This window comes from Pseudomonas lactis, from assembly GCF_001439845.1.
Lineage (GTDB): Bacteria > Pseudomonadota > Gammaproteobacteria > Pseudomonadales > Pseudomonadaceae > Aquipseudomonas > Aquipseudomonas lactis.
The window spans coordinates 1-20,334 of record NZ_JYLO01000024.1; the positions used below are offsets into that span (position 1 = coordinate 1).

The 20,334-nt window shown below is 59.0% G+C and carries 18 protein-coding genes and 2 pseudogenes; 9 read left to right on the forward strand and 11 right to left on the reverse strand.

All coding sequences use genetic code 11. The features are described 5' to 3' along the window. Nucleotides 1–399 precede the first annotated feature (399 nt). The 3 genes and pseudogenes from TX24_RS29400 to TX24_RS29405 all read left to right on the forward strand — a co-directional run bounded on the left by TX24_RS29400 (nucleotide 400) and on the right by TX24_RS29405 (nucleotide 2,539). On the forward strand, nucleotides 400–1,542 hold the full coding sequence (locus TX24_RS29400) for a hypothetical protein (RefSeq protein WP_057710193.1): 1,143 nt from the start codon (nucleotides 400–402) through the stop codon (nucleotides 1,540–1,542). 38 nt (nucleotides 1,543–1,580) lie between these two features. Then, a pseudogene (locus TX24_RS31555) lies at nucleotides 1,581–1,880 on the forward strand (ATP-binding protein); the annotation flags it as partial. Nucleotides 1,881–2,041: 161 nt separating this feature from the next. Next, nucleotides 2,042–2,539, forward strand: coding sequence for a hypothetical protein (locus TX24_RS29405; protein WP_057710194.1), 498 nt, complete (start codon nucleotides 2,042–2,044; stop codon nucleotides 2,537–2,539). Nucleotides 2,540–2,697: 158 nt separating this feature from the next. On the opposite strand, the pseudogene TX24_RS29410 reads toward TX24_RS29405, so the two are convergent. Then, nucleotides 2,698–3,903 (reverse strand): annotated as a pseudogene (locus tag TX24_RS29410) (TonB-dependent receptor); the annotation flags it as partial. A gap of 206 nt (nucleotides 3,904–4,109) precedes the next feature. Between TX24_RS29410 and TX24_RS29415 the strand changes: the two are divergent. The 4 genes from TX24_RS29415 to TX24_RS31560 all read left to right on the forward strand — a co-directional run bounded on the left by TX24_RS29415 (nucleotide 4,110) and on the right by TX24_RS31560 (nucleotide 6,236). Continuing rightward, nucleotides 4,110–4,790 carry a Fe2+-dependent dioxygenase gene (locus tag TX24_RS29415; protein WP_003188464.1) on the forward strand — a complete coding sequence of 227 codons (681 nt, stop codon included), beginning with the start codon at nucleotides 4,110–4,112 and terminating at the stop codon, nucleotides 4,788–4,790. Nucleotides 4,791–4,792: 2 nt separating this feature from the next. Beyond that, nucleotides 4,793–5,551: a tetratricopeptide repeat protein gene (locus tag TX24_RS29420; RefSeq protein ID WP_034134851.1), complete on the forward strand. Its 759-nt coding sequence runs from the start codon at nucleotides 4,793–4,795 to the stop codon at nucleotides 5,549–5,551. Between the two features lie 143 nt (nucleotides 5,552–5,694). After that, nucleotides 5,695–5,961 (forward strand): CopG family ribbon-helix-helix protein, encoded by a 267-nt coding sequence (locus TX24_RS29425; RefSeq protein ID WP_003188468.1) that lies wholly within the window; start codon nucleotides 5,695–5,697, stop codon nucleotides 5,959–5,961. After that, entirely contained in the window at nucleotides 5,961–6,236 is a 276-nt protein-coding gene (locus TX24_RS31560) for a type II toxin-antitoxin system RelE/ParE family toxin (RefSeq protein ID WP_080765562.1), read from the forward strand. Before TX24_RS29425 ends, TX24_RS31560 begins: the two co-directional genes overlap by 1 nt. 66 nt (nucleotides 6,237–6,302) lie before the next feature. Here TX24_RS31560 and TX24_RS29430 read toward each other — a convergent pair whose 3' ends face one another. The 5 genes from TX24_RS29430 to TX24_RS29450 form a co-directional block, all read right to left on the reverse strand. Next, complete coding sequence (locus TX24_RS29430) at nucleotides 6,303–7,466, reverse strand: type III PLP-dependent enzyme (RefSeq protein ID WP_003188470.1); 1,164 nt, start codon at nucleotides 7,464–7,466, stop codon at nucleotides 6,303–6,305. A gap of 445 nt (nucleotides 7,467–7,911) precedes the next feature. Next, the gene (locus TX24_RS29435) at nucleotides 7,912–9,069 is read right to left on the reverse strand and encodes an osmoprotectant ABC transporter ATP-binding protein OsmV (protein WP_003188471.1); all 1,158 of its coding nucleotides are present in this window, start codon (nucleotides 9,067–9,069) and stop codon (nucleotides 7,912–7,914) included. Further along, nucleotides 9,066–9,719 carry an ABC transporter permease gene (locus TX24_RS29440; RefSeq protein ID WP_003188473.1) on the reverse strand — a complete coding sequence of 218 codons (654 nt, stop codon included), beginning with the start codon at nucleotides 9,717–9,719 and terminating at the stop codon, nucleotides 9,066–9,068. Before TX24_RS29440 ends, TX24_RS29435 begins: the two co-directional genes overlap by 4 nt. Before the next feature lie 12 nt (nucleotides 9,720–9,731). Further along, nucleotides 9,732–10,625 carry a glycine betaine ABC transporter substrate-binding protein gene (locus tag TX24_RS29445; protein WP_003188474.1) on the reverse strand — a complete coding sequence of 298 codons (894 nt, stop codon included), beginning with the start codon at nucleotides 10,623–10,625 and terminating at the stop codon, nucleotides 9,732–9,734. Nucleotides 10,626–10,644: 19 nt separating this feature from the next. After that, nucleotides 10,645–11,361, reverse strand: coding sequence for an ABC transporter permease (locus TX24_RS29450; RefSeq protein ID WP_003188475.1), 717 nt, complete (start codon nucleotides 11,359–11,361; stop codon nucleotides 10,645–10,647). Between the two features lie 332 nt (nucleotides 11,362–11,693). Here TX24_RS29450 and TX24_RS29455 point away from each other — a divergent pair, with 332 nt between their 5' ends. Further along, nucleotides 11,694–13,277: a peptide chain release factor 3 gene (locus TX24_RS29455; protein ID WP_003188476.1), complete on the forward strand. Its 1,584-nt coding sequence runs from the start codon at nucleotides 11,694–11,696 to the stop codon at nucleotides 13,275–13,277. Between the two features lie 226 nt (nucleotides 13,278–13,503). Next, nucleotides 13,504–13,758 carry a hypothetical protein gene (locus TX24_RS29460; protein WP_057712015.1) on the forward strand — a complete coding sequence of 85 codons (255 nt, stop codon included), beginning with the start codon at nucleotides 13,504–13,506 and terminating at the stop codon, nucleotides 13,756–13,758. An 80-nt stretch (nucleotides 13,759–13,838) separates the two neighbouring features. Here TX24_RS29460 and TX24_RS29465 read toward each other — a convergent pair whose 3' ends face one another. From TX24_RS29465 to TX24_RS29485, 5 genes are all read right to left on the reverse strand, one after another. After that, complete coding sequence (locus tag TX24_RS29465; protein ID WP_057712016.1) at nucleotides 13,839–16,097, reverse strand: TonB-dependent siderophore receptor; 2,259 nt, start codon at nucleotides 16,095–16,097, stop codon at nucleotides 13,839–13,841. A 329-nt stretch (nucleotides 16,098–16,426) separates the two neighbouring features. Next, on the reverse strand, nucleotides 16,427–17,398 hold the full coding sequence (locus TX24_RS29470; protein ID WP_003188483.1) for a peptide ABC transporter ATP-binding protein: 972 nt from the start codon (nucleotides 17,396–17,398) through the stop codon (nucleotides 16,427–16,429). Further along, the gene (locus tag TX24_RS29475; protein ID WP_003188485.1) at nucleotides 17,398–18,366 is read right to left on the reverse strand and encodes an ABC transporter ATP-binding protein; all 969 of its coding nucleotides are present in this window, start codon (nucleotides 18,364–18,366) and stop codon (nucleotides 17,398–17,400) included. Before TX24_RS29475 ends, TX24_RS29470 begins: the two co-directional genes overlap by 1 nt. Nucleotides 18,367–18,376: 10 nt before the next feature. After that, nucleotides 18,377–19,288: an ABC transporter permease subunit gene (locus TX24_RS29480; RefSeq protein ID WP_003188486.1), complete on the reverse strand. Its 912-nt coding sequence runs from the start codon at nucleotides 19,286–19,288 to the stop codon at nucleotides 18,377–18,379. A 10-nt stretch (nucleotides 19,289–19,298) separates the two neighbouring features. After that, the gene (locus TX24_RS29485; protein ID WP_003171721.1) at nucleotides 19,299–20,309 is read right to left on the reverse strand and encodes an ABC transporter permease subunit; all 1,011 of its coding nucleotides are present in this window, start codon (nucleotides 20,307–20,309) and stop codon (nucleotides 19,299–19,301) included. Nucleotides 20,310–20,334 lie beyond the last annotated feature (25 nt).

Sequence of the window (20,334 nt, forward strand, 5' to 3'; positions counted from 1 at the left end):
GTTGTAAGGCGGCAACAACTTGCTCAGCACGGCTTCTTTTCGCTCATGGGAATAACGGGCCACATCGGTGTCCTTTACCGCCTATCTGGGGAAAACTGGAGGGTGACAACTATCCTGCCAGAGGGGGGAATGTCAGCGGCGTTTAGCTTCACATCTGATTGCGTCTCGTCACGGATGACCCCTGCAATCGTTTGAGGACTCAAACCTTCTTTAGCAAGCTGAGTGATGCGTTTATGGTTCAGTTCTCGGAACCCTGGAGCGAGTATAGGCATAGGTAATCTCCGTCTGCCGGTTAATGGAAGCCAAGGTTTTCACTAAACTGCTTGGCGATTGAGAGATTACGATTGCCCCGAACTCGATGCTATTCCAAACGGGGATGACCCAAATTAGAGTTGACAAATGCCGAAAGCTGAATATACGGAATCCGAGCTGTGGGTAAAGGATGGCCTAGAACGCCTGTTCTGGATTGAGATCGCCAAGCGAAAAGCTCGCCTATGCCAAGGTGACGTTTTTTCCCAGCTCTTGGGGCTGAGAGCAGAGCTCGAGTCGTTTTTTGGGAGTTTCTCGAGCGAGTTGGACGAGCCTTGTGAAGGCGGAGAAGAAGTAGTCCTCAACATTGTCCAATTCGGAAAGCACATGTTGAATAGGGTGAGCGATCCCCAACATGCAGAGTTGATAAAAAAGGCAACGAAAGAGTTTGGTAGGCGAGCTTGGGTCATCAAGAACAATCTCGACCATTATCGCGGCTTTTGGCTTTCGGATTTCTCGATCGAGACTGATCTTGCGTTGCTCCATGACTGGTGGTCCTACATTATTTCAACCAAAGGTCGCCAAGAGCTAAACGCAAGAGGAAGATTTTCAACTCATGGAGAGTGCAGGCCTGTGATAGCAACCGAAGAGTTGAAGTTTGAAGGTGAAGAGGAGCCGACGATAAGAGTCGGAGACCCGGTGAACACAATCTCTTCCCTCCAGGCGCCCGTCCGCTTTCCTGAGCGTGTACGGCCACGGGGTGTTTATGCATACACGACTGACGAGCATGAAGTCACCATTGACGGCCATGAACTAAAAGACCGGGTTGTATTGGAGTTTGACCTTTTAAAACCTCTTCCCCCTATGAGGCAGATAGAGGCTCTGCTCCGTATCACGCAACGCGGGGCCAAAGCTTTACGAATGGTTGAGAGACTAAACCGTGGTGTTTACCAACCATACGAGGACTGCGATTCTGAAGGCCGTGGCGAGAGGCTTTTGCTCGATTTGATGACGGATCCGCCCGAAAGCCATGAACTCATGGGGGCCTTCACCAGCGCTAGGCCGATGATTGCCGGGCTGGCTTGTTGGGACCTTGTTGCTGAGGGGATGTCCGACGCTCGTGCTGCCGACAGGGTGGCAAGGGAGTTGCTCGGTGTTGATGATGCTCAGGTGCTACATCAGCGTCAGGTGGTCCGAGCGCTGAAAGACGTAGTCCGGCCGCGTGTTCAAGCTTACGAGTCTTCAAAACTTCCATGGAACCTCAGTGAAGAACCTGACTTTGCGAGCCGTTAAGGTGTTTTGGTGATGCTCTAGAGGCGTGTAGAAAACTCGATTCGTTGCTGATTGAACAAGGAGCGACCCAAGTTTCGCTTCTGGTAAGCAATTCCGGTGCAGGAATTGAAGCGCAACAACTACCGCATCTGTTCGATAGGTTCTATCGAGTCGACAGTAGTCGCTCCCGCTCGCAGGGTAGCACCGGGTTAGGCCTGGCGATTGTTCGGTCGATCATGAGCCTGCATCAGTGCGTGGCGGAGGTGAAGAGCATGCCAGGATCGGTGATCATATTTCGGTTGGGTTTTCCCCAAAGCGAGCGGCTAATTGCTGTTAGGAGATCCCGCCAATCACTGTGATGATGGCAGAGTGAACTAACTTACTCGGACTCAGTTGGTGAAAAAACTTCCGGAGCCAAAACGATTAACAGCAGAGTACTTGTTCACTTCTTAGCGCCGCTCGACGGGGTTAAGCCAGTACGGGGGTGGCATTTCGCCCCTTTTTTTACCAAGGAAGATCCATGAAATTGAAAGCAGTTCTGTTTGCTGTAATTGCAGCAATAACAACTGCCGCACAAGCGGCTCCAGCGTCCGAGATGATTTCCGTGTCTGCTGAGCTCACTCGTGACGGTAAGACGGTCAAGAGGTTTGATTTGTCCGGACAAAACGGTGTACCGGCGCCTTATCAAGAGCTTACACAAATTGGATTCATCGAATCTGCAGTCAAGAGTGGTGGTAAGTGGTGGCCCAAATCTGGGACGTTTGCCGAAGGTGTCAGTGCAGTGTTCACTCCAAGGGTCACAAGCGACGGGCAGATCCTAGTTAAGTACGTTTTCGACTACAAAAAACTGATCCGTTTCGATAAGAAAATGTTTGGTGATGTTGAAGTACAAAGGCCTGTCAGTGAGGGATACGACCAGTCCAGTAGTTTCACCATCAACAGCGGTGACCAGCGCGAGTTCACTACGGTAAATCAAGGGGTGAAGTGGCAACTGATTATTGCAGCTGCGCGTCAATAGTGGCTTGTGATAGCGGGGGGCTGTTGACACTGGTCAAAAGCCAGTCGCATTAATGTCCACTGGCGCCGACGATTGAGCCTCCAGCATCGTTAGTCGAGACTAAGAGCGGCACACAGTACGCCAGTCGCATTAATTTCAAAAAAGTCGCATCTATTTCAAAAACCGACACCAGTGGAGTAAGTGTGCTTGAAGCCCAAGGCCTGGAAGCTGCCAAACAGATCGGTCTGGTTGGTGGTTGTGGTCGTGGTGGAGACACGGCTGTTGGCGCGACGCCAGACGGTGCCGTAGCGGTTGACGTTGAACTTGCTGTCATCCGGCTGAGTGAGCACATAGTCCTGGCCGGTGCTGCCGTGGCGCAGGGTGTTCTTGAGCGTCATGTTGTCGTTCAGGTCGTGCTCGATGGAGAACGTGCTGATGTCTGCGCGAGTCTTGCGAAAGTCACGGCTTTTCAAACCGTAGAAGTTGTTGCTGTCGCCGCCGTCGTTGGGTTTGTCATGCACGTGGGCCGTGGCGGTCGCTGAGCCATAGCCATACGGAATCCCCGAATCCGGCAGGTCATCACTTTCCATATGGTAGTAGCTGAGGTTGACGCGGGTCGGTGTGCCCAGGCCAAAGGTCAGCGACGGTGCCACGCCCCAACGGTCGTAGTTCACCGCATCGCGGCCAGCCACATTTTGTTCATGGCTCATCAGGTTCAGGCGGAAGGCCGCGCTGTCGTCCAGGAACTGGCGGTTCACGTCGAGCACGTAGCGGCGGGTCTGGTCGGAGCCGTAGGTAAAGCCGCCGTTGGTGAAGTCCCGCGCTTGTGGGGTCTTGCTCACCAGGTTGAGGCTGCCACCGGCCGAGCCACGACCGCCGAACGAAGAGTTCGGGCCTTTGCTGACTTCGATGGACTCGATGTCGAAAATCTCGCGACTCTGGCCACCGGTATCGCGCACGCCATCTAGGTAGGTATCGCCCTGGGCATCGAAACCACGGATGAACGGGCGGTCGCCCTGAGGGTTGCCACCTTCACCGGCACCGAAGGTGATACCCGGTACGGTGCGCAAGGCATCCTGCAACGAGGTGGCGGCGGTGTCCTTGAGTACTTGTTGCGGCACCACGGTGACCGAACGCGGCGTGTCCACCAGCGGCGCGGTGTATTTCTGCGACGAGGCTTTTTCCACCTGGTAGGAGGTGTTGTCCTGATCCTGGCCGGTGATGTTGGTGGCGCCGAGGGAGATAGGGTTGCGCTCGCCTTTTGGCTCGGTATTTTCAGCCGCCTGCGCCAGGTGGGCGGCGGAGCCGGCACTCAGGGCAACGCCGATGGCCGAAGCCAGCATGCGTGGTGAACTGACCGGTATTTTTAGAATAGTGCGCGACATGACGTGTCCCTTCCCCAAGGTTGTGAGGTCGCGGAATATAGGGCCAACAAGACTTTGTATCAATTGCGAGATATTGCTATTCGCATCAAATTTACATTCTTTACACTTTTTCTTTACGGATTTTGTGTTCTCGTTCGTCCCCGCGTTTTACAGGGCGGATAAGAATCAATACCATTGACGCCTCTCTGATCGCAGGTATTGCCCCCATGTTGCTGCACATTCCCGGCCTGTTCTCTCGCGAGGAGGTGCTGCGCATTCGCCAGGCCCTGGAAGAGACCGAATGGGCTGACGGCAAAATCACCGCCGGGCACCAATCCGCCAAAGCCAAGCACAACCTGCAATTGCCCGAAGGCCACCCCCTGGCCAAGGAAATCGGCGCGGCGATGCTGGAACGGTTGTGGAGCAACCCGCTGTTCATGTCGGCCGCGCTGCCGCATAAAGTCTTCCCGCCACTGCTTAACTGCTACACCGCAGGCGGCAGTTTCGACTTTCATATCGACAATGCGGTGCGCCAACCCAAAGGCAGCCATGAGCGCGTGCGCACCGACCTTTCGTCCACGCTATTCTTCAGCGACCCCGACGACTACGACGGTGGGGAACTGGAGATCCAGGACACCTTCGGCCTGCAGCGGGTCAAGCTACCCGCCGGCGACATGGTGCTGTACCCCGGCTCCAGCCTGCACAAGGTCAACGCGGTGACCCGTGGCGCGCGCTATGCCTCGTTCTTCTGGACCCAAAGCCTGGTGCGCGAAGACAGCCAGCGCACCTTGCTGTTCGAGATGGACGGCGCCATTCAGCAACTGACCCGCGACGTGCCCGACCACCCCGCGTTGATCCAGCTCACCGGCACCTACCACAACCTGTTGCGCCGCTGGGTCGAGGTCTGAGCATGGGCTTTTTATTGCGCCGCGAAGAAGTGCTAAACGTCGAGCAATTACAAAGCATGCTCGATGATTCCCCGGTGCGCGCCGCCCAGGCCATCCTGATCGCCGCCAAGGCAGGGGTGGTCGATGCCCAGGCCCTGCTCGGGCAAATATTGCTGGAAGGGCGCGGCATTGCCCGCGATGAAGCCTTGGCACTGCGCTGGTTCCAGATTGCCGCGCAGGGCGGTCACCTGATGGCGCGCAATATGATCGGGCGTTGCCGGGAGCATGGCTGGGGCTGCGCTGTCGATGAGGCCGCCGCAGCACGGGAATATCGCCTGGCGGCACACGCCGGGTTGGATTGGGGCCAGTACAACTACGCCAACCTGTTGGCTACCGGTCGCGGCATGGAGCAAGACCAGGCCCAAGCGCTGACGCTTTATCGCCAGGCCGCAGGGCAGGGCCACGCCAAGTCGATGAACCTGCTGGGGCGTTATCTGGAAGACGGCCAGTATTGCCCCAGGGATCTAGAGACAGCCGTAGAATGGTACCGACGCTCCGCCGAAGCCGGGGATTTTCGGGGGCAGTTCAGCTATGCAGCGGTGCTGGCGGACAGAGGGCAGATCGACGCTGCGCTGGAATGGCTGCGAAAGGCTTTGGCGGCTGGGAATTTCAAATTCCTGCGAACGGCGCATAAGGCGCTGGCACAGGCCAATGACCCGCAGATTCGCGCCATGGCCGAGGCTTATCAAGGGCACGCGGACCAATTGGAGAAAACGCTGTAGGACCCCGTTTCTACACATTCACGTGTTCCGGTTTGTCGATGAACGGCAAGGATCGAAGGTTGAAGCTCTGGCTTAAGTCACTATGATTAAGCTTGAATCATTTTTAATCGCCTGCTTGTCATTTATCCGCAGAGAGAGTTTTCATGGGTGCCGAAACCAAAGTAATGACAGCTCATATTCCCACTGCCCTTGCTCAGAAAGTTGACCAGATTGCCGCGCGAATGGATCGCTCACGCGGATGGGTGGTGAAACAGGCCCTCGCTGATTGGGTCGATCAAGAAGAAGAGCGCAGCCGGCTGACGCTTGAGGCTATGGCAGATGTAGATGCGGGGCGCGTGATCGATCACCAGGCAGTGCAGGCCTGGGCAGATAGCCTGAGCACCGATTCGCCGCTACCGGTACCGCGCTGATGGAGCTGAGGTGGACAAGTAAAGCCTTATCCGACCTGGCTCGATTATATGACTTCCTCTCTGTTGTAAACCGCGAAGCTGCCGCCCGCATCGTGCAGTCACTGTCTCAAGCGCCTGACACGCTGCTCGATAATCCGCGCATCGGTGAGAGAATTGAAGAGTTTTCACCGCGCGACGTAAGAAGACTTTTAGTCGGCCATTACGAAATGCGCTACGAAATTCAACAGTCGACACTCTATATTCTACGGTTATGGCACGTTCGCGAAGATCGCTGAGGGCGCGTACCACAGACAGAAAAAAGCCCATGAAACGTCATGGGCTTTTTAGTTATAACCGTCTTATTACACGTAAAACGACTTTAACGGCGGGAACCCATTGAATTCCACCGCGCTGTAGCTGGTGGTGTAGGCACCGGTCGACAACCAGTACAGTCGATCACCAATGGCCAGGTTCAATGGCAGGCCGTACTTGTAGTTTTCGTACATGATATCGGCGCTGTCGCAGGTCGGGCCGGCGATGACCACTTCTTCCATCTCGCCTTTCTTCTCGGTCCAGATCGGGAACTTGATGGCTTCGTCCATGGTTTCGATCAGGCCGGAGAACTTGCCCACATCCGTGTACACCCAACGCTCGACGGCGGTACGGGACTTGCGCGCCACCAGTACCACTTCGCTGACCAGGATGCCGGCGTTGGCGATCAGCGAACGGCCAGGTTCCAGGATGATTTCCGGCAGGTCGTCACCGAAGTCTTCCTTGAGGAAACGGATGATTTCTTCAGCGTAGGTTTCCAGGCTGTTGGTACGGGTGATGTAGTTGGCCGGGAAGCCGCCGCCCATGTTGATCAGCTTCAGCTCGATGCCGTCTTCTTCTTTCAGGCGTTCGAAGATCACCTTGACCTTGGCGATGGCCGCGTCCCACACGCTGATGTCGCGCTGTTGCGAGCCAACGTGGAACGAGATGCCGTACGGCACCAGGCCCAGGTCGCGGGCGAGGATCAGCAGGTCCATGGCCATGTCGGTCTGGCAACCGAATTTGCGCGACAACGGCCAGTCAGCAGTGGTGGAGCCTTCGGTGAGGATACGCACATACACTTTCGAACCCGGCGCGGCCTTGGCGATGTTGCGCAGGTCGGCTTCGGAGTCGGTGGAGAACAGGCGCACGCCCTTCTCATAGAAGTAGCGAATATCCTTGGATTTCTTGATGGTGTTGCCGTAGCTGATACGGTCGGCGCTGACGCCGCGGTCCATGACCTTGTCCAGCTCGTAGATCGAGGCGATGTCGAAGCTCGAACCCTTGTCTTTCAACAGGTCGATGATCTCCACGGCCGGGTTGGCCTTGACGGCGTAATACACCTTGGCGAATTCGAAACCGGCGCGCAGGTCATCGTAGGCCTGGCTGATCATCGCGGTGTCGATCACCACGAATGGGGTTTCTTGTTTGTCGGCGAACGCCTTCATTTTGTCAAAGGTGGCGCGCGCGAAATAATCTTCGACGTTGATCGACATGCTGGGGAACTCCTAAGGGCAAACTGTATTGATCAATGGGTGCAAATGAACGTCCTCCGTATCCCCACTTTGGTTCGCCTACTTCCCAAGGCATGTCGCCGAAAGCAAAAAGGCCACGGGGTAAGCTGCCCTTGGCCTTGCTGTCTCGTCGTCAGTACTTGAGCCGGATGGATCGTTTCCAGCATGGACGTTCGGCGCGAACTTTAGGGCTTGGCGGGCGTGGGATCAACTAAAAATGTCGCGTTTTTGCACGCGTTCGTCGCGCGGCCGCGTGCAGCTACTTATGTAACCGACCGGTGTGACGGATTGATGTTCCCCGGATGGGGCTAATCAGATGGATTTGCGGTGTATTCATCGCAGGCAAGCCAGCTCCCACATTTGAACTGCATTCTTATGCTGGAATGCATTCCCCTGTGGGAGCTGGCTCGCCTGCGATAGCGATCTATCAGGCCAAAGCAGTTTCGGCAGGGGAGACAATGCTGGTCTTGCCCCCACGGGACTTACCGGAACTCAGGTACTCGGCAATCGACTCCTGGGTCACCTCACCCAAGAACACCCGCTCTGCATCCATCACCGGCAACCACGAACGGTTGAACTCGTACATGCGCGACAGCAGGATGCGCAAATGCTCGTCATAGGCCGCCGTGGCATTGAACTCGCGCAGGTACTGGCCGCAGGTGCCGGCCTGGCGGTGCAGGTCGCGACGGCGAACATAGCCCAGCGCTTTGTTTTCGGCGCAGGTGACCACCACGTAACGGCGGTCATGCTCGTCCATCAGTTCCAGGGCATCGGCCACCGGGGTTTCCGGGCTCACCGACGGGGCGTTGTCCGCCGCGTCTTCGGCTTTTACCAGCAGCAGGCGCTTGAGGGTGCTGTCCTGGCCCACGAAGTTGCTGACGAACTCGTCGGCCGGGTGCGCCAGCAGCGTATCCGGGTGGTCGATCTGCAGCAGTTTGCCGGCGCGGAAGATGGCGATCTTGTCACCCAGCTTGATGGCTTCGTCGATGTCGTGGCTGACCATGATCACGGTCTTGTTCAGCGCGCGCTGCATCTCGAAGAACTCGTTCTGGATCATCTCGCGGTTGATCGGGTCGACCGCGCCGAACGGCTCATCCATCAGCAGCAGCGGTGCGTCGGCCGCCAGGGCGCGGATCACGCCGATGCGCTGTTGCTGCCCGCCCGACAATTCACGCGGGTAGCGGTGCAGGTACTGCTTGGGCTCCAGCTTGATCATGCTCATCAACTCGCGGGCGCGGTCGTGGCATTTCTGCTTGTCCCAGCCGAGCAGCTTGGGCACCACCACGATGTTCTCTTCGATGGTCATGTTGGGGAACAGGCCGATCTGCTGGATCACGTAGCCGATGTTGCGGCGCAGGGTTACTTCATCGAGGTCGGTGGTGTCTTCGCCGTTGATCAAAATTTTGCCCGAGGTGGGCTTGATCAGGCGGTTGATCATCTTCAGCGTGGTGCTCTTACCGCAGCCCGAGGGCCCCAGGAATACGCAAATCTCGCCTTCGTTGACGGTCAGGCTTACATCGTTGACGGCAGTGACAGTCTTGCCGTTGCTTTGAAAAGTCTTGGACAGGTTTTGAAGTTCGATCATTTGAGCAATCCTTTTGGAGTCAGCGAGCGTTGCAGCCATTGCAGAAGCAGGTCGGCGAAGATGGCCAGAAGACTGACCAGCACGGCGCCGACGATCAGCATCGACATGTCACTGCGGCTGATAGAAGCCAGAATCAGTACACCCAGGCCACCGGCGCCGATGGTGGCAGCGATGGTCATCACACCGATGTTCATCACCACGGCGGTGCGCACACCGGCGAGGATCACCGGCACCGCAATCGGCAGTTCGACCATGCGCAGGCGCTGGCCGAAGGTCATGCCGATACCGCGTGCGGCTTCGCGAATGCCTGGCTCTACGCCGGTCAGCGCGAGGTAGGTGTTACGCATGATCGGCAGCAGGGAGTAGAGGAACACGGCGGTGATCGCCGGCATCGGCCCCAGGCCCTGGCCGAACTTGGAGTAGAACGGCAGCAGCAGGCCGAACAGTGCAATGGAGGGCACGGTCAGTAGCACCGTAGCGCTGGCTTGCAGCGGGCCGGCCAAGGTTGGGAAACGTGTCATCAGAATGCCCAGGGGCACACCGATAAAGATCGCCAGGATCACGGCGATGCCGACCAGGGTGATGTGCTGCCAGGTCAAGTGCAGCACTTGGGCCCAATCAAGATGGGAAAAGGCGTTCAAAAATTCCATGTCTTCTCCTTTTTAGTTGATTGGATGTTGGCGCAGGAAATCGGCGGCAACGGCGGACGGGCTTTCATGGTCGACGTCGACCCGTGCATTGAGCTGACGCATGGTTTCATCGTCGAACAGATTGGCCAAAGGCTTGAGCTCGGCGGCCAGTTGCGGGTGCTTGTCGAGGTATTCCTGGCGGATCACCGGGGCTGCGGTGTAGTCGGGGAAGTAGTGTTTGTCGTCTTCCAGCAGCTTCAATTTAAAGGCGTTGAGGCGCCCGTCGGTGGTGTAGACCAAACCGGCGAACACCTGGCCGTTACGCAGCGCGGTGTAGACCAGGCCGGCGTCCATCTGCCGGGTGTTCTTGCGCGTCAGGTTCATGTCGTACAGCTTGACCATGCCGGCCAGGCCATCGGAGCGGTTGGCGAACTCGGTGTCCAGGGCGACCAGGCGATGCTCTTTGGTCTCCTGGGCCATGGCTTGGGTGAGGTCGCTGATGCTGTTGATCTCGGGATGTTCTTGCGCGACTTTCTCCGGCAGTGCCAGGGCATAGGTGTTGCTAAAGCGCGACGGCGATAGCCAGACCAGGCCTTTTTTCGCGTCGAGTTCTTTGACCCGTGCGTAGGACTGTTCGCTGTCGAGCTTCTCGTCGATATGGTTGTAGGCCACCAGTGACACACCGGTGTATTCCCAGATCAGGTCCAGTTGCCCGCTTTCCTGGGCACTGCGCGCCAGGTTGCTGCCCAGGCCACCGGTCACACGGGCGTCGTAGCCCTTGGTGCGCAGGTACTGGGAGGTGATTTCGGCGAGCAGGGTCTGCTCGGTGAACACCCGGGCGCCGATGCGGATCACGGGTTTTTCGGCGGCTTGTGCAATACCTGCAAGCAGCAGGACGCAGCCTAATATCAAGCTCAGTTTTTTCATGTGAATTCCTTTACCGGGCTTAAGACGGGCGCAACCCGCGTTCCAGCCAGAGGCGGCTGGCCATGGTTACCAGGCCGTCAAGCAGCAATGCCAGCAGCGCGGTACACGCGGCGCCGAGCAACAGTTGCGGCTGATTGTTCAGGGCAATGCCGGGGAAGATCAGGCTGCCCAGGCTGTTGGCGCCAATCAGGAAGGCCAGCGGCGCGGTGCCGACGTTGATCGCCAGGGCCACGCGCACACCGCCAATGATGATCGGCACGGCGTTGGGCAGCTCCACGCGAAACAGCACCTGGCGCGGGGTCATACCGATGCCGGTGGCGGCTTCCTTAAGGGAGCCCTGAACGTTTTTCAGGCCTTCGTAGGTGTTGCGCACGATGGGCAGGAGCGAGGCGAGGAACAGCGCGAAGATGGCCGGGCCGCTGCCGATGCCGAGGACGCCGAGGGCGATGGCCAGTACGGCCAGGGGAGGGACGGTGTTGCCGATGTTGAAGATCTGCATGAAACGTTCTGCGCGCCCGACCATATTGGGTCGGCTGAGCAGGATACCGGCGGGGATGCCCACAATCAGGGCTGCCAGCATGGAGACTAGGACGAGAATCAGATGAGCTTGCAGGTAAAACAACAAATCGTCGCGGTACAGTTCGATCGTGTTGATGCCGATCCAGTGGACCAGCAGGGCCAGGAGAGCGACGACAACCACTGCTCCTATCAGCCCTTTGCCATAGCGAATAGCCACAGGCGGACTCCTTTTTTTCTTCTGTCGGCGAACACATTTCCGAGCGGCAGGGCCATGACTGGCTGCCTTGGAATGGGTTCGCGAAAAGCAACTCGCCGATACTGGCAATGCAGTATGCGATCGAGCCATGAGCGCAGCCTCGTCAGGCTAACTTGCTGATTTTTCAGCCCCTGTTCCGAGTGCGATAGCAGGGGAGTGGACGTCTCTACCTTTTAAAAGGTTCCACACTTGGGCGCATTTAGCCACCCCCAATGGGCTCAACGGTGGTCCGTACCCTCGCGTTTGCGCTATACTCGCCGCCCTTTTTTGACTCACCTGCCAGGCGATTTCCCATGACCCACCAGGCCGCCGAAGTCGCGAAACGCCGCACTTTCGCCATTATTTCCCACCCCGATGCCGGTAAGACCACCATCACCGAAAAGCTGTTGCTGATGGGCAAGGCAATCGCGGTGGCCGGCACGGTGAAGTCGCGCAAATCCGACCGCCATGCCACCTCCGACTGGATGGAAATGGAAAAGCAACGGGGTATTTCCATTACCACGTCGGTCATGCAGTTCCCCTATCGCGAGCACATGATCAACCTGCTCGACACCCCGGGGCACGAAGACTTCTCCGAAGATACCTACCGCACCCTCACCGCGGTGGACTCGGCGCTGATGGTCCTCGACGGCGGTAAAGGCGTCGAGCCACGTACCATCGCGCTGATGGACGTGTGCCGTCTGCGTGACACGCCGATTGTCAGCTTCATCAACAAACTCGACCGCGACATCCGCGACCCCATCGAGCTGCTGGATGAAATCGAAGCCGTCCTGAAGATCAAGGCCGCGCCGATCACCTGGCCGATTGGTTGCTACCGCGACTTCAAGGGCGTGTACCACCTGGCCGACGACTACATCATTGTCTACACCGCTGGCCACGGTCATGAGCGCACCGAAACCAAGATCATCGAGAAGCTCGACTCCGATGAAGCCCGCGCCCACCTGGGCGACGAGTACGACCGTTTTGTCGACCAGCTGGAGCTGGTGCAGGGCGCCTGCCATGAGTTCAACCAGCAGGAGTTCCTCGACGGCCAACTGACGCCGGTGTTCTTCGGTACCGCGCTGGGCAACTTCGGTGTCGACCACGTGCTCGACGCCGTCGTGGACTGGGCGCCAAAACCGCTGGCCCGCGTTGCCAACGAGCGCACCGTGGAACCGGTCGAAGAGAAATTCACGGGCTTTGTGTTCAAGATCCAGGCGAACATGGACCCCAAACACCGCGACCGTATCGCCTTCATGCGTATCTGCTCCGGCAAATACGAAAAAGGCATGAAGATGCGCCACGTGCGCACTGGCAAGGACGTGCGCATTGGCGACGCCCTGACGTTCTTCTCCTCCGAGCGTGAGCAGTTGGAAGAGGCGTTTGCCGGCGACATCATCGGCCTGCACAACCATGGCACCATCCAGATCGGCGACACCTTCACCGAAGGCGAAGCGCTGGGCTTTACCGGTATCCCGCACTTTGCCCCGGAACTGTTCCGCCGCGTGCGCCTGCGTGACCCGCTCAAGTCCAAGCAACTGCGCCAAGGCTTGCAGCAATTGGCCGAGGAGGGCGCCACCCAGGTGTTCTTCCCCGAGCGCAGCAACGACATCATCCTCGGCGCCGTGGGCGTGCTGCAGTTCGATGTGGTCGCCAGCCGCTTGAAAGAGGAATACAAGGTGGAGTGCTCCTACGAGCCGATCACCGTGTATTCGGCGCGCTGGATTGATTGCAGCGATAAGAAGAAGTTGGAAGAGTTCTCCAATAAAGCCGTGGAAAACCTGGCAATCGACGGCGGTGGTCACCTGACCTACCTGGCGCCGACGCGGGTGAACCTGGCGTTGATGGAAGAGCGTTGGCCGGATGTGAAGTTCCGTGCGACCCGCGAACACCATTAAGGTCTGAGCGGTTAAGAGAATGTGGGAGGGGGCTTGCCCCCGATAGCGGTGTGTCAGCCAATGTATTGGGTTCTGATACTCCGCAATCGGGGGCAAGCCCCCTCCCACATTTTGATCTCCAAAAGGCTGGAGATTGGCGGTAAACCGGCATCGCGACTAGCTTAAACGCTGGTGGCAGTTAATGACTGCCGTGCGGGGCCCATTTACTGACTGGACGGAATCGACCATGAGTATTGTTCAACGCGTCGTGCTGTTGATGAAAGTGCTGGTGCTGTTGTCGTTGGGGATGTCGACGGCCTGGGCGCATAACCCGGTGCAGGGCGCAGCGAGGGTGACGAGTAGCCAGAGCTCGGACTTGCAACTGGCCAAGTCCGAAGCAGAGCCAGGCGATAAAGGCCAGGGTGGCAGCGAAGACGATGACGACTCGACCACCGACGAGCCTGACAGCGACGACGCAGACGAAGGCGATAGCCAGACGTAGGTTCGCCAAGGGAAAGCGTTTCAAACAATCGATGCCTTGGATGGGACCTCCAAGGCATTTTTATTGGCCGCCCTTTTTCCTCAGAACGATGTGGTCACCGACGCGAAGTAAGCCCGCCCCGGCTCATTGTAAGTCTGCGCGCCCGCATCCTCGGCGTTGCCTTTGCGCGACAAGCGCTTGTCTAGCAGGTTGTTGATGCCCACCCGCACGCTCAGGTTCTTGCTGAATTCGTAACCACTGCTCAGGCCCATCAGCCCGTACGGGTCGACGTCCTGCTGGGCGCTGCGATCGTAACTGCTGGCGCTGCGTGAGTTGAGCGTCGGCGCCTCCTGCTTGCCGTAGTAGGTGCCGCTGACCTGGAAGGACAGCTTGTCAGTGGCTTGCCAGTCCAGCGTGGTGTTGACGGTGTACTTGGGGATGATGCTCAAGGGCTCGCCGGTGTCCTTGTCCTTGGAGTCGATCATGTAGGTCAGGTTGGTATTCAAGTCCAGGTCATCGCGCAGGCTGACGAACAGGTTGCCTTCAACGCCTTGCACCAAGGCTGGGCCGCTGTTTTCCCACTCCAGAACACGTCGGCCGTTGCCCAGGCGGAAAGCCGCCTCGTTACTGGCGTTGATCTTGTTCTTGTAGTCATTACGAAAGTACGTCGCACTGGTGCGCCAGTTGCCTTTGTCGAAAGCCAAGCCAATCTCCTTGTTGACGCTGATTTCCGGCTTCAGATCGCGGTTGCCCACCAGGTAGCAACCGCCCATGTTGGCTTCGCTGGCGTTGCAGCCATTGCCACGGCTGTAGAGCAAATAGTTCGGGTTGGACTGGTACAGGTTAGGGGTCTTGTAGGCGCGGGCAATGCCGCCCTTGATGCTCAGTTCGTCGGTCAACTGGTGCGAAGCGTTGAAGCTGGGGCTCCAGTTGCCGCCGTATTCCTCATGGTCGTCGAAGCGCAAGCCAGGCGTGATCACGGTCTTGCTGCCCAGCTCGATGTTGTCCTCGGCAAACAAGGCGTAGCTTGAGGCGGTGGTCTTGGTGCTGTTGCGGCTGACGCCCGGGATGGCGGGGACGCCGCCGGTGCCTGGGTCGTAAGTTTGCGGGCGCAACGAGCCTGGGTCGTTCATCGACTCGTAGAGGTATTCGCTGCCCAGGGTCAACACCTGTTCGGCGCCGAAACTCAGGGGCAGGTTGACCTCGGCCGTGGCCCGCGTGTTGCGCAAGCGCGACTCGAAACCGCCTGCACTGGCGGAGGGCGCGCCTTCGCCGGAACCGGCCAGGCCTTCGTTGAGGCGTTCGTTGCGGGTCAGGTCGTGGGTCAGCGAGGCCAGGGTCGAACCCCAGTCGAATTCGCCGCGATGGGTGGCAGAAAAGCTGCTGCGTTGAATCACACTGGTTTCCTTGCCCACCAGGCTTTCCACGAACGTGCCACCGCCGTTGAGCATGGTATCGCCGGCGAAAATATTGCCCTGGCGGCTGTAGCTGGCTTCCAGGTCGAGGGTTTGCTCGGGGGTGAACTGCCAGCTCAGCAAGCCATTCACGTCTTTGTTGCGCACACCTTCGCGGCCGGCTACCAACGAGTCCGGCGTCGCTTGCGCTGCGCGGTTGATGTCGGCGTCATCGGCTTCGGTCTTGTTCAGGCCGCCATAGACGCGGAACGCCAGGGTGTCAGTCAATGGGCCGCTGAGGTTGAAGTTGGTGCGCTTGCTCGCGCCTTCGGCATCGTTTTCGGGGAAGGCGGTGTAGGCGGTCAGCGAGCCGTGCAGTTGGTCAGTGGGGCGCTTGGTGATGATGTTGATCACCCCGCCCATGGCCCCGGAGCCATAACGGGCGGCGGCCGGGCCGCGCAGGATTTCAATGCGTTCGACTTCTTCGGCCGGTACCCAGTTGGTTTCGCCACGGGTATCACGGTCGCCGCTCCAGCCGTAACGCACCGCGTTGCGCGAGGTGGACGGCTTGCCATCGATCAGAATCAGGGTGTTTTCCGGGCCCATGCCGCGCAGGTCGATCTGGCGGTTATTGCCACGACTGCCGCTGGAACTGTTGCCGGTCAGGTTCACACCCGGCTCGCGGCGGATGATCTCCGACAGGTCGTTGGTGGGCGGGCGTTTCTTGATGTCTTCGGCGGTGATGATCGACACGCCGGGCGCTTGCTTGAGTTCTTCGGCGGCGGTGCCCAGTACACGTGTCTCGCCCAGCACCAGGGCTTGGGGCGTGCCATCCACAGGCAGGTCTGTCGCTTGGATCGGCACTTTGTCGCGTTCTTTTTCCACACTCTGCGCCAGTAGCGCGGGGGACGAAAGGGTAGCGATAAACGCCAGCGAGAGATGGCTGAGCCTGAATTGAGACGACATGTCCACAAAGTCCTTTAGGAGGGGCGATTGAGCGAGAGGCGTCTGAATTTTTTCGTGTATCCAGCGCTCTCCGTGCGCCGTAATGGTATTGATTCTCAAACAGAAGTAAATTGCATTTACAATCTATACACTTTTCAAAACGGTCTGGCTCAATGTTTTCAGGGCTTTTGGCATAGATTCAAACGGTATGTTTTTTGTTACAACCGCGCAAAAAAAGCCCCTCCGGCCAGACTGATGCGCAATCTGGCGGGAAGGGCGATGGAGCTCATTTAAACCGCTGCCCCTGTAGGAGCGAGCAAGCTCGCTCCTACAGGGGAGGTTGTGTTGCTTCAGGCCACGAATTGCTCCGCGTAGTGGCATGCCACCTGCCGGTTATCCAACGGACGCAACAGCGGCTCCTCACTGCTGCAACGCGCCGTCGCATATGGGCAGCGCTTGTGGAACGCGCAGCCAGGCGGCGGGTTCAGTGGGTTGGGCAGTTCGCCGACGATCTTGATCTTCGGCTTGCTTGGGTCGGGGTGGATGGTCGGGGTGGCCGACAGCAGCGCCTGGGTGTAAGGGTGCAGCGGGCGTGCGTAGATGTCTTCCTTGGGGCCCACTTCAACCGGGCGGCCGAGGTACATCACCATCACATCATCGGCAACGTGCTGCACCACCGCCAGGTTGTGGGAGATGAACACGTAGGCGGTGTTGAATTCCTGCTGCAAATCCATGAACAGGTTAAGCACCTGGGCCTGGATCGACACGTCCAACGCCGAGGTCGGTTCATCGGCCACCAGCACTTTGGGCTGCAGCATCATCGCCCGGGCCAACGCGATGCGCTGGCGCTGGCCGCCGGAGAACATGTGCGGGTAGCGCTGATAATGCTCAGGGCGCAGGCCCACTTGCTTCATCATCGCCTGCACTTTCTCGCGGCGCTCAGCGGCCGACAGGTTGGTGTTGATCAGCAACGGCTCCGCCAGTTGATCGCCGACTTTCTGGCGTGGGTTCAACGAGGCATAGGGGCTCTGGAACACCATCTGCACGTCTTTGCGCAATTGCTTGCGCTGGGCCTTGTCGGCGCCGGCCACTTCTTGCCCGGCGATTTTCAACGAGCCCGACGAGGGCTCTTCAATCAGCGTGAGGGCACGGGCCAGGGTGGATTTGCCACAGCCCGACTCGCCCACCACGGCGAGGGTCTTGCCGGCTTCCAGCTCAAAAGACACGCCATTAAGGGCACGCACGGTGGCGTGGCCTTTGAACAGGCCACGGGACACTTCGTAGTGACGGGTGAGGTCGCGGGCGGTAAGTACGACGGCCATTACGCCACCTCCTGGTTCAGCGGGTAGAAGCAGCGGGCAAGGCTGTTGCTTTTCGGGTCAAGGCCCGGCCGCTGGGCGCGGCAGGCGTCCTGCACATACGGGCAGCGCGGCGACAGCAGGCAACCCTGCGGACGGTCATAGCGGCCGGGTACGATGCCCGGCAGCGTGGCCAGGCGCGTAGCACCGAGGCTGTGCTCGGGAATCGCCTTGAGCAGCGCTTCACTGTACGGGTGTGCCGGAATGTCGAACAGCTGCGGCACCTGGCCGACTTCCACGGCTTGGCCGGCGTACATTACGCACACGCGCTGGGCGGTTTCAGCCACGACCGCGAGGTCGTGAGTGATCAGCACCAGGCCCATGTTCTGCTCTTTTTGCAGGGCCAGCAGCAGTTCCATGATCTGCGCCTGGATGGTCACGTCCAGCGCGGTGGTCGGTTCATCGGCGATCAGCAGTTTGGGCTCGCCGGCAATCGCCATGGCAATTGCCACGCGCTGGCTCATACCGCCGGACAGTTGATGCGGGTAGGCATCCATACGGCTGGCAGCGCCTGGGATCTCGACCTTTTCCAGCAGCTCGATGGCGCGTTTGCGCGCTTGTTTGCCGGACATTTTCAGATGCAGGCGCAGCACTTCTTCGATCTGGAAACCCACGGTGTAGCTGGGGTTCAACGCGGTCATCGGGTCCTGGAATACCATCGCCAGGTCTTTGCCGACAATCTGGCGGCGCTGGCGGTTGCTCAACTTGAGCATGTCCTTGCCGTCGAAGTTCAGCGCATCGGCGGTGACGATGCCGGGATGCTCGATCAGGCCCATCAGCGCCATCATGGTCACGGATTTACCCGAACCCGACTCGCCAACGATCGCCAGTACTTCGCCTTTGTCGACCGAAATGTCGAGGCCATCGACCACCGGCACGGCGGTCTTGTCGCCGAAGCGCACGTTGAGATTCTTGATTTCTAACAGTGACATGGGAATCTCCTCAGGCGGCGTTCTTGAGTTTCGGGTCCAGCGCATCGCGCAGGCCGTCACCCATCAAGTTGATTGCCAGCACGCTGAGCAAAATGGTCAAGCCAGGCAGGCTCACGACCCACCAGGCGCGTTCGATGTAGTCACGGGCCGAAGCCAGCATGGTGCCCCACTCAGGGGTTGGCGGTTGTACGCCAAGGCCGAGGAAGCCCAGGGCCGCGGCATCGAGAATCGCCGAGGAAAAGCTCAAGGTCGCCTGTACGATCAGCGGTGCCATGCAGTTAGGCAGCACGGTGATGAACATCAGGCGTGGCAGGCCGGCGCCAGCGAGGCGGGCGGCAGTTACGTAGTCGCGGTTAAGTTCGCCCATTACTGCGGCGCGGGTCAGACGCACGTAGGACGGCAGCGACACGATGGCGATGGCGATCACGGTGTTGATCAGGCCAGGGCCGAGGATGGCGACAATCGCCACGGCCAGCAGCAGCGACGGCAGGGCCAGCATGATGTCCATCAGGCGCATGATGGTCGGGCCCAGCAAGCGCGGGAAGAACCCGGCGAACAGGCCCAGCAGGATGCCCGGGATCAGCGACATCACCACCGACGACAAGCCGATCAGCAACGACAGGCGCGAGCCCTGGATCAGGCGCGAGAGCAAGTCACGGCCCAGTTCGTCGGTGCCCAGCAGGAACTGCATCTGCCCGCCTTCCAGCCACGCCGGCGGCGTCAGCAGGAAGTCGCGGTATTGCTCGCTGGGGTTATGCGGGGCAACCCACGGGGCGAAGATCGCGCAGAACACGATCAGCAACATGAACAGCAGGCCGGCAACCGCGCCTTTGTTCTTGGAGAAGGCTTGCCAGAATTCTTTGTACGGAGACGGGTACAGCAGGCTCTGATCGACTGCTGACACTTGAGTAGGTGTGGTCATGGTCATGATCTCAGCGCTGGTGACGGATGCGTGGGTTGGCGAAGCCGTAGAGGATATCCACCACGAAGTTCACCAGAATCACCAGGCAGGCGATCAGCAGAATGCCGTTTTGCACCACCGGGTAGTCCCGGGCGCCAATGGCTTCGATCAGCCATTTGCCGATGCCGGGCCACGAGAAGATGGTTTCGGTCAGTACCGCACCGGCCAGTAGCGTGCCGACTTGCAGGCCGACCACGGTGAGCACCGGGATCAGCGCGTTGCGCAGGCCGTGCACGAACACCACGCGAGCCGGCGACAGGCCCTTGGCCTTGGCGGTGCGGATGTAGTCCTCACGCAGCACTTCGAGCATCGACGAACGGGTCATGCGCGCGATCACCGCCAGCGGGATGGTGCCGAGCACGATGGCCGGCAGGATCAGGTGGTGCAACGCATCCCAGAACGCGTCCGGCTCGTCGGCCAGCAAGGTGTCGATCAGCATGAAACCGGTGCGCGGCTCGATGTCATAGAGCAGGTCGATACGCCCGGAAACCGGGGTCCAGCCCAGGCTCACCGAGAAGAACATGATCAGGATCAGGCCCCACCAGAAGATCGGCATCGAGTACCCCGCCAGGGAGATGCCCATCACCCCATGGTCGAACAGGGATCCTCGCTTGAGTGCCGCGATCACCCCGGCCAACAGGCCCAGGATACCGGCGAACAACAGCGCGGCCATGGACAGTTCCAGGGTCGCGGGGAAGAGGGCGGTGAACTCGGTCCACACGCTGGTGCGCGTGCGCAGCGATTCGCCAAGGTCGCCCTGGGCGAGCTTGCCGACATAGTCCAGGTATTGCGCATACAGCGGCTTGTTAAGGCCAAGGCGCTCCATTGCCTGTGCGTGCATTTCGGGGTCAACCCGTCGCTCGCCCATCATGACTTCTACGGGGTCGCCTGGAATCATGCGAATCAACGCAAAGGTCAGCAACGTGATGCCGAAGAACGTGGGGATCAATAACCCCAGTCGGCGGGCAATAAAACTAAACATCTTGGTGTGTACCTCAATCAGCCGG